Source organism: Paludibacter propionicigenes WB4, from assembly GCF_000183135.1.
Classification (GTDB): domain Bacteria; phylum Bacteroidota; class Bacteroidia; order Bacteroidales; family Paludibacteraceae; genus Paludibacter; species Paludibacter propionicigenes.
Window position 1 is genome coordinate 2,599,121 of the sequence record NC_014734.1, and the last position, 14,344, is coordinate 2,613,464.

At 40.5% G+C, this 14,344-nt stretch carries 12 protein-coding genes; 2 read left to right on the forward strand and 10 right to left on the reverse strand.

Annotation, left to right across the window (positions count from 1 at the left end):
* Positions 1-375: 375 nt before the first annotated feature.
* The 8 genes from PALPR_RS10685 to PALPR_RS10720 all read right to left on the reverse strand — a co-directional run bounded on the left by PALPR_RS10685 (position 376) and on the right by PALPR_RS10720 (position 8,615).
* Positions 376-2,886 carry a glycoside hydrolase family 2 TIM barrel-domain containing protein gene (locus PALPR_RS10685; RefSeq protein ID WP_013445642.1) on the reverse strand — a complete coding sequence of 837 codons (2,511 nt, stop codon included), beginning with the start codon at positions 2,884-2,886 and terminating at the stop codon, positions 376-378.
* Between the two features lie 283 nt (positions 2,887-3,169).
* Positions 3,170-4,210 (reverse strand): aldose epimerase family protein, encoded by a 1,041-nt coding sequence (locus tag PALPR_RS10690; RefSeq protein ID WP_013445643.1) that lies wholly within the window; start codon positions 4,208-4,210, stop codon positions 3,170-3,172.
* Between the two features lie 90 nt (positions 4,211-4,300).
* Positions 4,301-5,461: a galactokinase gene (locus tag PALPR_RS10695; RefSeq protein WP_013445644.1), complete on the reverse strand. Its 1,161-nt coding sequence runs from the start codon at positions 5,459-5,461 to the stop codon at positions 4,301-4,303.
* Between the two features lie 256 nt (positions 5,462-5,717).
* Entirely contained in the window at positions 5,718-6,038 is a 321-nt protein-coding gene (locus PALPR_RS10700; RefSeq protein ID WP_013445645.1) for a DUF5056 domain-containing protein, read from the reverse strand.
* A complete protein-coding gene (locus tag PALPR_RS10705; protein ID WP_013445646.1) occupies positions 6,028-6,570 on the reverse strand; it encodes an RNA polymerase sigma factor in 543 nt (180 codons plus the stop codon). Before PALPR_RS10705 ends, PALPR_RS10700 begins: the two co-directional genes overlap by 11 nt.
* The gene (locus PALPR_RS10710; protein ID WP_013445647.1) at positions 6,557-7,183 is read right to left on the reverse strand and encodes a DUF6249 domain-containing protein; all 627 of its coding nucleotides are present in this window, start codon (positions 7,181-7,183) and stop codon (positions 6,557-6,559) included. The genes PALPR_RS10705 and PALPR_RS10710 overlap by 14 nt, the downstream gene beginning before the upstream one ends.
* A gap of 149 nt (positions 7,184-7,332) precedes the next feature.
* Complete coding sequence (locus tag PALPR_RS10715; RefSeq protein WP_013445648.1) at positions 7,333-7,827, reverse strand: threonine/serine exporter family protein; 495 nt, start codon at positions 7,825-7,827, stop codon at positions 7,333-7,335.
* Positions 7,824-8,615 (reverse strand): threonine/serine exporter family protein, encoded by a 792-nt coding sequence (locus tag PALPR_RS10720; protein ID WP_013445649.1) that lies wholly within the window; start codon positions 8,613-8,615, stop codon positions 7,824-7,826. The genes PALPR_RS10715 and PALPR_RS10720 overlap by 4 nt, the downstream gene beginning before the upstream one ends.
* A gap of 203 nt (positions 8,616-8,818) precedes the next feature.
* On the opposite strand from PALPR_RS10720, the gene PALPR_RS10725 reads away from it, so the two are divergent.
* Positions 8,819-11,107, forward strand: a complete 2,289-nt coding sequence (locus tag PALPR_RS10725; RefSeq protein ID WP_013445650.1) for a heavy metal translocating P-type ATPase — start codon at positions 8,819-8,821, stop codon at positions 11,105-11,107.
* 24 nt (positions 11,108-11,131) lie between these two features.
* Positions 11,132-11,341, forward strand: coding sequence for a heavy-metal-associated domain-containing protein (locus PALPR_RS15950; protein WP_013445651.1), 210 nt, complete (start codon positions 11,132-11,134; stop codon positions 11,339-11,341).
* Between the two features lie 64 nt (positions 11,342-11,405).
* On the opposite strand, the gene PALPR_RS10735 is transcribed toward PALPR_RS15950, so the two are convergent.
* Both PALPR_RS10735 and PALPR_RS10740 read right to left on the reverse strand, forming a co-directional pair.
* Complete coding sequence (locus PALPR_RS10735) at positions 11,406-13,454, reverse strand: M13 family metallopeptidase (RefSeq protein ID WP_013445652.1); 2,049 nt, start codon at positions 13,452-13,454, stop codon at positions 11,406-11,408.
* Between the two features lie 43 nt (positions 13,455-13,497).
* Positions 13,498-14,268 carry a ThuA domain-containing protein gene (locus PALPR_RS10740; protein ID WP_013445653.1) on the reverse strand — a complete coding sequence of 257 codons (771 nt, stop codon included), beginning with the start codon at positions 14,266-14,268 and terminating at the stop codon, positions 13,498-13,500.
* Positions 14,269-14,344: the final 76 nt, after the last annotated feature.

Here is a 14,344-nt window from a genome sequence, read left to right on the forward strand (position 1 = left end):
GACAAGCCTTTTGAAGCTGAAAAAATTAATGAAAAAACCTTGCTTTTTTATGTCATGCGTACTAAAATAATGTTAGTAAACTTAAATCTCTACAGGACTTGAAATTTTACTCAAATGCCACGAAAGTGCAATTTATCTAAGAGGCTTATAACTGAATTGGTAGTCATGATACAACGGTCGTATTCTTGATTTATCTGAAGTCTGTATTGAATATACATATAATTAAAGTCAGTTTGATTAGTGTTGTTATCCTGATTGTTTACTTGCAGCGGGCACATTCAACCTGTCTCAACGCAAAAACTCCCCTCGTCCTGATTGGACAAGGGGAGTTAGTCTATTCAGTATGCAACTTTAAGTCGCGCCGAATTTGATCATTTATTTGCTTGTAATCACAAGCTGTTGCGTTGGTAATCCTTCTACCGAAGCTTTTAGCGTAATGTTTCCGGCTTTCCCGTTCGACTGTACAATGGCCAGACACTTCCCAAAGAAAAGATGGCGTTCATTCTTCTTTAGCGATACGTGGTCGTTTTGATCCCCGTTGTCAGTACTGACAATGCTGCCTTCACCTTCGACAGAGAATTTTACTAGTTTATCGGCCAGTGGAGAGGCAACCCCATTTTTATCTAAGAGTTCAACCGTAACATAGGACAAATCGTCTCCATCGGATGATATGGTAGGACGGTCGGCACTCAAACGTATGCTAACAGCTTCTCCGGCAGTTTTTATTTCCTTGGTCAGTACTTCTTTTCCACCCTTACGAGAAACAGCTTTTAAAGTGCCGGGAGTATAAGGTACGCGCCACATCACGTGTAAGTCATCGCCTTTCTTGCTTCGTTTACCCAGCGATTGTCCATTGAGATACAATTCCACTTCATCGGCGTTATTATAGTAAGCCCAAACATCTACAGTTTGTCCGGGATTCCAGTTCCAGTGCGGATAAATATATAACACGTTTTTGGTTGTCCATTCGCTTTGGTACATATAATAAATATCTTTAGGAAATCCGGCTAAGTCCACGATACCAAAGAATGAGCTGCGGGATGGCCACCAGTAAGGAGTCGGTTCGCCCAGATAATCGAAGCCGGTCCAGATATATTGTCCGGCAATGTGGTCATATTTCTTCACAAGTTTCCATGTCGTTTCGTGGGTAGAGCCCCAGGGGGCACGGCTATTATCGTATGCCGAGCATTTTTGCAACGGATTGTTGAATGGTTTGTCCCATCTTTCAGGCCAAATATTCACACTATCCGAAGGCATCAGATAAAACCCGCGAGATTGTAATGAGGAAACTGATTCTGTTACGAAGAATGGCGTTTTAGGGAAACGGTCGGTTATTTTTTCGAACTCATTTTCATGATAATTAAATCCGATCAAATCCATTGATTCTGATTTAAATAGTGGATTATTATCTTCAGTTCCATTACAAGCAGCAGATACCGGACGGGTAGGGTCTGCATCTTTTGTTACATCAACCAGATGGCTGGTAAGCAAGGCGAATTTGCCCAATCTGCCGAGTCGAACATCTTCTGTATCGGCAACCTTTCTGTTGTTCAGCAACACATTGGCTGTTTGTAAGTCCATTTCTTTAGAAGCTCCTTCTCCCCACTGTTCTCCCACTTCATTGCCTATGCTCCAGATAAAAATCGAAGGATGATTTCTGTCACGTTTAACCATGTCCGTTAAATCACGTACGTGCCATTCGGCAAAATCGCGGGAATAATCGTTACTGGTTTTCTGTTTCAACCACATATCAAATGCTTCGTCCATAACAATAAAGCCCATTTTATCGCACAGGTCAAGTAATTCCGGAGCCGGAGGATTATGCGATGTGCGAATTCCGTTACAACCCATCTCCTTTAAAATCTGCAACTGGCGTTCGATAGCGCGGGTATTTACTGCTGCACCCAGCGCCCCTAAGTCGTGATGATTGCACACTCCATTTATTTTTACCCGCTTGCCATTGAGTATAAATCCTTTTTTCACATCAAATTTGAACGAGCGAATACCCACATTGGTGGCGTATTCGTCGGTTTGACGACCGGCAACATAAGTGCGCGTAACTAGCTTGTAGAGATATGGATTTTCGATGTTCCACAACTTAGGATTGCTTACAATAATTCTTTGAAGATATTGTTGCGCTACTCCTGTATTTACGTACAACGGACCGTCAACTTTGCTTACCAGTTTCCCCTGAGCATCGTATAGTGATTGCTCAACTCTGACTGTTTTAAGGTTCTTGTCATCGTTTTTAATTGTGGTTTGAATGGCTATCTCGGCACTGGTGGCTGAGACCACAGGTGTGGTGACATAAGTTCCCCAATGATCGACGTGAACAGGATTGGTGGTGGTTAACCAGACATTGCGGTAAATGCCCGAACCGGAATACCAGCGCGAGTTAGGTTGTTTAGAGTTATCTGCTTTTACAGCAATTACATTGGAAGCGCCAAACTTGATATAGGGCGTCAAATCATACTGAAATGAAGAATAGCCGTACGGACGTTTCCCGAGCCAGGTGCCATTAATCCACACCTCACTGTTTCTGTATACTCCATCGAAGTCGATAAATATCCGTTTGTTCTTATCTTTACTGTCTACGGTGAATGTTTTACGATACCAGCCTAATCCGCCTGGTAATGCTCCGCCTCCCGGACTTGCCGGAAAGTCTTTTCCAAAATCAGATTCAATGCTCCAGTCGTGCGGGAGATTAAGCGATCGCCATTTAGAGTCGTCAAAAGACACCTGAGATGCATTGAGTGTGCTATCGGCTAATGTAAATTTCCAGTTCTTATTAAAGCTTTGAACTCTGTTGATTTCTTTTGTAGAACCAGCACCCCATACAGTAGCGCAGAGCGAGATAAAAATCAAAAGCGAATTAAGTTTTTTCATGGATTGATATTTTTTTTATTGTGATATTAAAAGGCATTTTGATATTCTTTAATGCCAAATTTTTAAGGTGTTGAATAATCAACGCTCATAACGAGCAAAGTACGAGAAAATTTTTGAGCTGTCAAAGTATTATTGAAACAAAATGCTGTCTGCATAGGTGTATCGGGTTAACAATGAGGGGTGAAATCTGATAATTTGTTTAAGGAGAGAAAATCAAATTCTTGAAAACAAAAAATGGTGAGCTTTATTCTCACCATTTTTTGTTTTTAATTGAATCCTATGCTTATTCAACACTGAATTTATACACACACCATTCGTCGTATTTTTCGCCGGGACGAAGCACAGGACTTGGGAAGTGAGCAATGTTCGGTGAGTTAGGGAAACCTTGTGTTTCTAGGCAAATGGCATCCTGACGATCGTATATTTTACCTTCTTTTCCTACAATTTTATCCATCCAGTTGCCTGAGTAAACCTGCAATCCGGGTTGTGTGGTGAAAGTTTCCATCTTACGTCCGCTGGTAGGTTCGTAAACAGTACCTGCCCAAGCTAATTCGCCTGCCTGATTTTTAATGATACACCAGTTATTATCAATACCCCAACCCGGAACAAATGCTTCGTGATCCACACGTTCGTCAATTACCGTTGGTTTGCGGAAATCGAATGGAGTACCTTCTACCGGTCTGATCTCGCCTGACAAAGCAAAAGAATCATCCAATACAGTATAAAAATCGGCATTGATTTGCAATTGATGATCGCGGATAGTTCCGTTTCCGGCACCTTTCAGGTTGAAGTACGAGTGATTGGTCAACCCAATGATGGTTGCTTTGTCGGTAGTAGCTTCATAATGAATTTTTACTTCGTTTTCATCAGTCAAAATGTAGGTACAGGTAACTGTCAGATTACCGGGGTAACCTTCTTCACCATCGGGCGAGAAAAGTTCCAACACCAATTCTTGTTGCGAAACGGATTTTACAGTCCAGACCTTTTCGTTATAGCCGTGAATTCCTCCGTGTAGCGAGTTTGTTCCATTATTCACCGGAAGTTGATAATCTACACCGTCGAGTGTAAATTTACCATCTTTGATACGGTTGGCAAATCGACCGCAAACGGCACCGAAATAGATTTCTTTTTCGATAACTTCTTCCAAGGTGTCGAAAGCCATCACTACATCGTCAAATTTACCGTTTTTATCGGGAACTATCAAGCGTATAATTTTAGCACCATAGTTGGTAATGTCAACAGACACCCCCTTCTTGTTGAACAATGTGTAAAGCGATACCGGTTTACCGTTCAGTTCCAATTCCAATTCTTTTACTGTTTTCATTTTTTAGTTGATTAGTTGATTAGCTGATTGGTTAATTAGTTTGTTGGTTGTTGAAATCCAAAACCATTCAACCAATTAACCAGTTAACCATTACCCGATTTTACAAGCTCCGTTACCAATTTCGGCAATATAGAACTCCGGTTTGATACCAATTTTGGCTTCGTAAGCTGCGCCTACTTCTTTGATAAAGGTGTCGATAGCTTCGTCTTTTACCAACGAAACGGTACATCCACCAAAACCACCACCGGTCATGCGTGAACCGATAACGCCATCAATTTTCCAGGCTTCGGCAGCCATTGTGTCCAGTTCTGGTCCGGTTACTTCGTAATCGTCGCGCAATGAAACGTGCGAAGCATTCATCAATTGTCCGAACAATGTCAAATCTCCGGCTTTCAATGCTTTTACCGCATCGCTGGTGCGTTGAACTTCGCCTACCACGTGACGGGCACGCTTGTGAGCTACAGGATCGGTAATGGCCGATTCGATAGATTTAAATTCGGCTTCGGTCAATTCGGCCAGATATTTCAACGGACGCACTTTGTTTAGTTGCTCAACGGCCAGTTTACATTCCGCAACGCGTTGGTTGTATGCACCTGAATCCAATTTGTGTGGACTGTGGGTATTGGAGATAAGTATTTTTACGCCTTCCAGTTTTACAGGTACCAATTCAAACTCCAGGGTATCGCAGTTCAGGTGGATAGCATGATCTTTGGCACCATTAGCCGAAGCAAACTGATCCATAATACCGCAGTTTACCAATGCAAATTCGTGTTCCGATTTTTGACCGATTTGAGCAAGAACGGTACGGTTGAAACCTGTTTCCAGTTGGTCGTTGAATGCATAGGCAGTAACTACCTCCAAAGCAGCCGACGATGAAAGTCCGGCACCGTTAGGCACATTACCCCAAATTAAAATATCATAACCCTCCGTAATAGCTACCCCACGTTTTACGAATTGAGCAATAACGCCCAGCGGGTAATTAACCCACGATTTGTCAAGTGGAGTAGTGAGTTGGTCGAATCCGAGCGAAATAATTTCAGGTTGATTTAATGATTTGAAATTGATTACTTTTTTATCGTTCTTAGCCAACAATAAGTAAGTCCCAAAGCTCAAAGCACATGGGAAAACAGAACCACCGTTGTAGTCGGTGTGTTCGCCAATAAGATTTACACGTCCGGGAGAAAAATAAACGGCCTCAGCAGTTTTGCCATAAGCCGATTGGAAAGCTGATTTTAATTCTTGAACTGTCATTATCAGATAATTTATTAATTGTATTTTATACATTTATTCATTAGCACACAAAAATAATCTAAAATAGGGTGAGTGGTAAGAAATAAATCATGTTGTAGAACATAATTTTTGAAAAATAACATGCATTAAATTCTCGTTAAATTCCTAAATAAATATTTTGCCTACTAATTATTTAAAATCAGCGGATTGAATAAAAAAAGCCGATACACTTTTGCAGTGCTTCGGCTTTAAAATTAAGGAATTTATGTTTCTATTTTTAAATGAGTCTGTATTGTTTTTTTTGTACGAAATAATATGCTGCAGAACCAACCAACGGAAAACAAAAAACTCCGGTAATCAGATAATTGATAGGTATATGTGTAATGTAAGCCATCAGGTTTTGGAACAAGCCGGAGCGAATTCCGAGTAAAAGTGAAATAGTCATTCCAACTAAGGCAAAAACCCAAACTATCCAGGTACGATCCTTCTGTTCAGGAAGTCTCTGAGAGACGCGTCTGGAAAATCCGATATCGTCAATTTCCTTTTTCTGGTCACTGAAAAATTTTTTCAGCATGATGTCAGTTTCGTTAGTTTTCATATCCTGCTTGTTTTAGATAGACACTTAATTTTTCTTTCCCTTTCAGGATGTAGGTTTTTGCCGTTCCGAGCGGGCAATTCATTATTCGGGCAATATCTTTGTGCGTTTTATCCTCCATATAAAACAATAAAACAGCCGTTTGTTCTTCTTTACGCAATATCCTTAATGCTTTGTGAATATCCATTTTTTCGGCTGAAAATTCGTTGAGCGTTTGATGCTGATAATCTATTTGCTCGTTATCAATATCATCATAGTGCTTCCGAGCCCGCGCAGAATCATAGAACACATTATAAGCAATTCTGTAAAGCCACGTTGAAAAACCCGATATTCCTTTGAAAGCTGATATATTCAGGTAGGCTTTGATAAAGGTTTCCTGTGCCAGATCGTCGCTTAACTGACTATCGCCCATAGTCAGGTTCAGAAAGAACCGACGTATGGACGACTGGTATTTACAGGTTAGTTTATCAAATGCTTTTTTATCTCCAAGTAATGCAACCTGTGTCACCCAACGGATGTCCTCAGCGTTGCTCATCGCTGTTTCCTGTTGTATTGGTTTTAGGTTTTTCCAGGTAATGAACCAGTAAATAACCAATACCAACAAAGGTTGGAACTATACCTATTATCAGACCATTTTTGTGATCCATTACAACAAATGAAATGAGTATTGCTATCCCAACAACGAGCCACAGTATTCCTTTTTTCAAATCGGAAACCGGATTAGTTTTCTTCGGCTCATCAAAAAAATGATCGGGAACACTTTGCCCCATTTCTAACGATTTGGTGTAAAGATCGTAGCGGCGTTTGGCTTCTTCTTTCTTTGACATCGACGTTAGATAAATAATCAGGGTAACAAAAACAAAAGGTAAAACCATAATTAAAAGCAGCTGAAACGAGCTAAAAGGCATTTCTTGACGACTATCTTTCTCTATTTCTTTTTTTCTAACCTCTAATTCTTGCTGTTTCAATTCCAATAATTGATCCGGACTTAGTTTTGAAAGCATTAGGGAATCTTTCCTTTGTTCCTGAAGCTCTTTGCTGTTGTTGATAATCTCGCGTTTAAGGCTATCTATATTCACAGATTTTTCTGCAGCATGTGCTCCGACAACCAGTGTCAAAGCCAGTAATAATAAACCAATTTGTTTCATATTCGTAAAATTATATGGTAAAACTTCAATTTGTTTTCTGATTAGACGAAACGAGTGATTGATTTGGATTTAAAAACCGAAAGAAATATTGGTATTTAACTTTTTCTGGAAAATACTGAGATTATTTGTTGGAATAAAGGTTTTGTATTTTAATACCTGCGTGTTACCGAGAAAGAAAGTTTTGGGAACAATAACACAGGCAAAGAAACTCCTACAACCAATGCCAACAGTATAAACAAAGTCGTCATCCCGTTGTGAAAAAAGTCCATAATGAATTCCTGATTTTTAACCGGACTTGTATTTTGCATAAATTTGATCAGGCTCAGAATGGTTCGGTATGCAAATAGCCCCGGGATCATTGGCAGAAGCGAAGGAAAAGAAAAGACCTCAGCAGGACAATGGATTATACGGGCAAATAAAATACTTAACAGCCCGATAAGCGTTGCAACTATAAATGTTGATACTGAAATATCCATCCCTGACTGTATGAAAGCAAACCGCAGCCCGTGTCCAATGGCAGCCAAAAGAGCCGATATTAAAATAGCTTTACGTGATGGATTAGAGCTGATAGCAAAACCAATAGCAGTTACTGCTGCCATTACTCCATCAATAATAATTAATTGCATCATTTCTGGTGTTGTCATAACTTATCTAATCCTAATAATAACATTGCGGAAAATAATCCAATGGCAGTGCAAGCAATTAAACTTGACGCGTTCACTAATCGGGAAATGCCCGTAAGTATGTGCCCTTCAATAATATCTAAAACAGAATTTATCAACGGAACTCCGGGTGTATGGTACAGAACACAGGATGCCAATGCAATTTCGGGGGTATTTCCTAAATGAAAAATATATCCCATCCCGGCTATAAGACCGGCAATAAATGCACTCGAAGCATAGATTACCAAATGATTGACATGTCGGATCATCATTTCCTGACGCACAAAGAAACCTATCAAAGTAGCTATGAATACAAGTCCTACAGCGTATATGTCGCCTTTAAACAGACCACAAAATGAGGCATTGGCAAACGATACAAGGATGAGGATGAGCCATCTTGAAACTCGTTTCTCAGAAATTATTTCATGAAAACGTTCTTTTACTTCTTTGTACGTTAAGTGTTTATCGTAGGTATCCCAACTCAGCGAACTTAGATTCGAAACAAATCTGTAGTTGATTAATAGCGGTTTTGTTTTTCGGTTTAATGTGAGTCGCTTTGATTCATCATCTTTACTGGTGATGGTCATCATGATGCTCAGTTGAAATACCGATAAATCCAGTTTATAACCATAACTCTCGGCCATACGCGAAACATTTTGTAAAATTCGCATCGTGTGAGCGCCTGAGGTCATAAGCTCGCAAGCTATATCAATGAGTAAATCAGCTATTTGTTCAATAGACGGTAATTTATCTTCAGGTTTGTCAGTCATTTTTTATAATTAATTGTAATTTTGAACATTCTACGATGAGAATTCACAAACAGATAGTAAACCAAATACGTTTGCAAAGATATTAGAAAACGATGGACTCTGAAAATTCTGTTCGTTTTTTTGAGATGAAATCAGTTCAGGTACTTTTCCGATGAACTTAATTTGTTCTTAAATGTTTTGTGAGCAAAATCCCATTTATAAAAATGAAGACAGAAAAATTCGATGTTACCGGTATGATGTGCACTGCATGTGTTTCGCATGTTGAGAAAAGTGTAAGCAAACTGGACGGAGTAAAAAATGTCAATGTCAATTTACTGACAAACAGCTTGACCGTTAGTTTTGACGAACTGAATCTCAATACCGTTGCTATCGAAAAATCGGTTGAGGAGGCTGGTTATGAAGCTCACCTCCGGGTTGATGCAGCTAATGTTACTACCGGACAAGAACCTAAGATTGATTTTGTGAAGTTGGAACAGGATGAAATGAAAAAGCGCTGGTGGATTTCTTTTGTTTTTCTGTTGCCGTTACTCTACATTTCCATGGGGCATATGCTGCGACTGCCGATACCACACACGTTTCATAGCACCGAAAATGCATTGATGGTTGCATTCACTCAGTTTCTGCTCACATTGCCCATAGTTTTTGTCAATAAGAAATATTTTCAAAACGGATTTAAGTCCTTGTTTAAAGCTGCTCCCAACATGGATTCGTTGATTGCAATCGGTTCTTCGGCAGCAATTCTGTATGGAATTTTCGCAATTTATAAGATAGGCTATGCTCTGGGGCATGCCGATATGCAAACGGCCGCGAGATTTTCTGAAGATTTATACTTTGAGTCGGGTGCCACCATACTAACGCTTATAACGTTGGGTAAATACCTTGAGGCTAAATCGAAAAACCGTACTTCGAACGCTATTACACGATTAATGGATTTAGCTCCGAAAACCGCCGTGGTCATCCGAAACAATGAAGAAGTGGAAATTCCGGTGGAACAGGTTTTGGTGGGCGACGTGGTAGTTGTTCGTCCCGGGCAACGTATTCCGGTGGATGGAATTGTAGAAAGTGGCAGTTCGTCAGTCGACGAATCGGCTTTAACAGGTGAAAGCATCCCTGTTTTTAAAGAAAAAAACGATACGGTGCTGTCTGCCAGCATCAATAAATCTGGATTTTTTACATTGAGAGCAACAAAGATAGGAAAAGATACTACGCTTTCGCAGATTATCAGTTTGGTGGAAGATGCGTCATCTTCCAAAGCTCCTATTTCTAAACTGGCCGATAGAATAAGTGCGGTTTTTGTACCGGTGGTTATTACTATTTCTTTGTTGTCAATAGTGGTTTGGCTTATATTGGGTTATCCTTTTGATTTTGCTTTGTCCATAGGCATTGCAGTATTGGTTATTTCCTGTCCCTGTGCGTTGGGGCTTGCCACACCGGTGGCTATCATGGTGGGAACAGGCAAAGGAGCTGAATATGGTATCCTGATTAAATCTGCCGAATCGCTGGAGAAGGCGCAAAAAACAGATACAATAGTACTCGATAAAACCGGAACGATTACCGAAGGAAAGCCTCGCGTAACAGATATTTTTAGTTCAAAGTCTATATCAGACTCTGAATTGTTGATCATTGCAGCATCGCTCGAAAAACTGTCCGAACATCCTTTGGCGGAAGCTGTTCTGCTAGAAGCAGAAAACCAAAAAGCAGAGATTCTGCCCGTTAAAGATTTTCAGGCTATTCCCGGGCAGGGAGTAGAAGGTTCGATGAATGGAACAAAGTATTTAGCAGGCAATCATAGATTGATAAATAATCGGGGACTCGATTTTCAGCATTTTAATGCATTGGCCGATAAACTGGCTGATGAGGGTAAAACGCCTTTGTTTATAGCCAATCAGAAAGAGGTTTTGGGTATTATTGCTGTTTCCGATACGCTTAAAACCACCAGCAAAGAGGCTGTTGAAAGATTCAGGCAGATGGGTATGGACGTGGTAATGCTTACCGGTGATCATGCTAAGACTGCTATGGCTATGCAACAACAATTGAATATCTCCACAGTAATTGCCGAGGTGCTTCCGCAAGATAAGGATAAAGAAATAACGCGACTACAGGCTGCCGGAAGAAATGTGGCGATGGTGGGCGATGGTATTAACGATGCTCCGGCATTGATGCGATCCGACCTAGGCATAGCCATTGGGGCTGGAACCGATGTGGCAATTGAATCGGCCGACGTAGTGTTGATGCGTAGCGATTTATTGGATGCTGTCACTACTATTCGACTAAGCAAAGCGGTAATGCAGAATATCAAGCAGAACTTGTTTTGGGCGTTCTTTTATAATATCATTGGTATTCCATTGGCTGCAGGTGTGTTTTATAGTGTGCTCGGCTGGAAGCTTAATCCAATGTTTGCAGCTGCGGCTATGAGTCTAAGTTCAGTTACAGTCGTATTAAACGCACTTCGCTTATTGCGCTTTAAACCTAGCGTAGAGAATGATAAATAATCAATTAATAAATCATCTATAATTATGTCAGAAAAAACATTGCAAATTAAAGGTATGAGCTGCGGTCACTGTTCGGCTCGTGTAGAAAAAGCCTTAAACGCCATCGATGGCGTGACAGCAGCAGTGGACCTGGAAGCTAATTCAGCCAAAGTTACTTTATTGAAAGAGGTAAGTGATGAAACACTTAAAGCAGCGGTCGATAATGTAGGATATGAAGTGGTAGGGATTAAATAAGCTCAATCTTATTACTGATAAAAAAGCGGGAACAAAATATCTTATTTTGTTCCCGCTTTAAGTATTACCAGATTTTCACCAGTTGATCTTCTGCCCGCCACATTTTATCGCCTTTCTTGATACCGAAAGTGCTGAAGAATTCAGGCATGTTGGACAATGGTCCGATAACCCGCCATTTGGCCGGAGCGTGTTCGTTGCTCTTTATTTGGTTGGCTATTGCTTCGGGACGCATATTCACCATCCATGCCAGCGCATAGCCCAGAAAGAATCGTTTACTCGGATTGAGTCCGGCTATCAGTTCATTATTTTTAAATTGTGCTGTTTTCTTGAATGCTTCGTAACCCATGATTACACCACCCAAATCGGCAATATTCTCACCTTGCGTCAGTTCACCGTTTACATGTAGTCCGTAAACATCAACGTAGTCATTGAACTGTTTTACAATCATCTTGGTTTTCGCGTTGAATTTTTTGCTGTCTTCCGGAGTCCACCAGTTGCTCAGGTTACCCAGTTCGTTGTATTTGCAGCCCTGATCATCGAAGCCATGTGTAATTTCGTGTCCGAAAGTGCCTCCGATAATTGAATACAATAATGCATCGTCGGGCATTTTCCCTTCGTAGCCCGGCACAATAATGTTACATCCGGGGATTACAATCTCATTGTTCGACGGATTGTAATAAGCATTATAGGTTTGTGGTTGCATGTCCCATTCGGTGCGATCTACAGCCTTCCCATATTTCTGTATCATATGATTGAAGCCCCATTGATTAGCATTCATCACATTCTTTACATACGAGTTGCGGTTTATTTGCATCGAACTAAGATCTTTCCATTTATCAGGATAACCTACTTTCATAATTACGGCATCCAGTTTCTTGAGCGCTTTTTCTTTTGTAGGGGCACTCATCCAGTCAAGTCCTTTTATTCTTTCGGCAAAAACAGTTTTGATGGCATTACCTATTTCCAGAAGCTTTTCTTTAGTGCCTTTGGGTAGATATTCGCTGACATAAACCTGTCCCACCAAATCGCCCAGTGCTCCATCGGTTTCCTGAACTACACGTTTCCAACGTGGTTTAGGCTCCTTCACGCCACGCAAAGTAGCAGTGAAGAAACTGAAATCCTCATTATATGTTTTATCGTCCATATAAGCTGCCAATCCGCTCAATAATTGGAACTTCAAATAATTCTTCCATTCGTCGAGACTATATTTCTTTAAGTACCCATTCAGGGCAGTAAGGAATTCAGGTTGGGTTACAATGACTGTATCTACCTTAGATAATCCGGCAGTGTTCACAAAAGTGGTCCAGCTTATATTGGGTGTCAGCGCGGTCAATGCTTCAAAAGTCATTTTATGATAGTTGGTGAGCGGGTCGCGGGTATCTTCTCTTTTGCGCGATGTTTTGGCTATGGCTGTCTCCATTTCCATCAGTTTTTCAGCCGATAGTTTGGCTTTAGACGGTTCATAGCCCATGATTTTGAACATATTGCTTACATGTACCACGAATTTTTCACGTATAGTTTTTGCTTTTGCGTCAGTATCAAAATAAAAACTCCGATCGGGCAAACTTAGACCGCCCTGAGTGATATACACCTGATATTTGGTACTGTTTTTATCGTCTTGTGCTATGTAAAAGCCCATCAGCGGAGATGCCGCAACCGTATGAATATAGGCTGCTTCCCTGATTAGACTTTTCATATCTTTGATATTGTCTATGGCCTGCAAATCTATTTTCAGGTCGCTTATCCCTTTTTTGTTTAGCGATACACTGTCCATGCCCGAGTAAAAGAAGTCCCCGATTTTTTGCTTGTTGCTTCCGGTTTTGGCATCTTTAATTGCTGCCGACGACTCACAAACTTTTCGAATTTGGGCGTTGATAGTGTCTTGTATCAGCTGCCAAATACCATTGCTTTGCTCGCTTGCAGGAATGGCATTTTGTTTAAACCACCGACCGTTTGCATATTGAAAGAAATCGTCTCCTGCTTTAGCTGTTGAGTCGATGTGCGATGCTAATGAATCAGCCTTATCGTTGCCGGATTTGGTTTGTTTGCACGAAGTGGCGCATGATAAGAGTATGATGCACACAACCAGTACTTTTGAAAGATTTTTTTTCATACAGAATTTGTTTTGTTTTTTAAAGGAAAAGTCAAATTGGAAGTTAATTGTTTTTTGCCGCTGCCCATTGTATGGCTCCGGTAAGATGTTTTCTGAACAAGGAATTATCATACACCTCGGGCGTATGTCCTAATGCCGTTTGGAAGCTTCTGCCTTTGCCAACCTGCTGACACCAGATTAACGGATGATCGCCCATCACCAGATTTACATTTTTGAACCAAGGATTTTCAGTGATATTATACGATTTTTCATCAATAGAGACTAAAATCGCCAGGTTGGTATTCAGGCGAGGATTTCTGTCGAAAGTATAAAACTCATCTGTCCATTTCACCGTGTCGGCTTCAAAACACTGGGTGGAAGGATGATTCTTATTCTCAATCACCAGTTTTCCTTCGTGTACCGGCGGATGGCCTAAGAAATGAGCACCGACTAATTTCTCGTACCAGGGCCATTTATATTCGGTATCGGTAGCAGTGTGAACTCCAACAAACCCACCTCCGTTTTCAACATAGTGTTGGAGCGCTACTTTCTGTTTCTCGTTCAATAAATTATTTCCGGTTGTGAGTAAGAATACCACTGCATCGAATTTCTTCAATTCTTGATCTGTAAACAAGGTAGAGTCTTCGGTAAAAGTAATTTGCCATTTTTGTTTACGGCCTATTTCGTAAAATGCTTTCATTGCATTAGGAATAGAAGCATGGTAAAATCCGGCTGTCTTTGTAAATATCATTACGCGTAAATTCGGTTGAGCTGCTTTACTTGTGGAGGAAATGCCATACAGAACGCAAAGAGCTAGTATTATGATCTTTTTCATGGAATGCGTTTTTAATTTTATCCGGCAAATCTAGGAAAATTTATTGAATAAACATGCAAATTTAGAGGCGTCATAT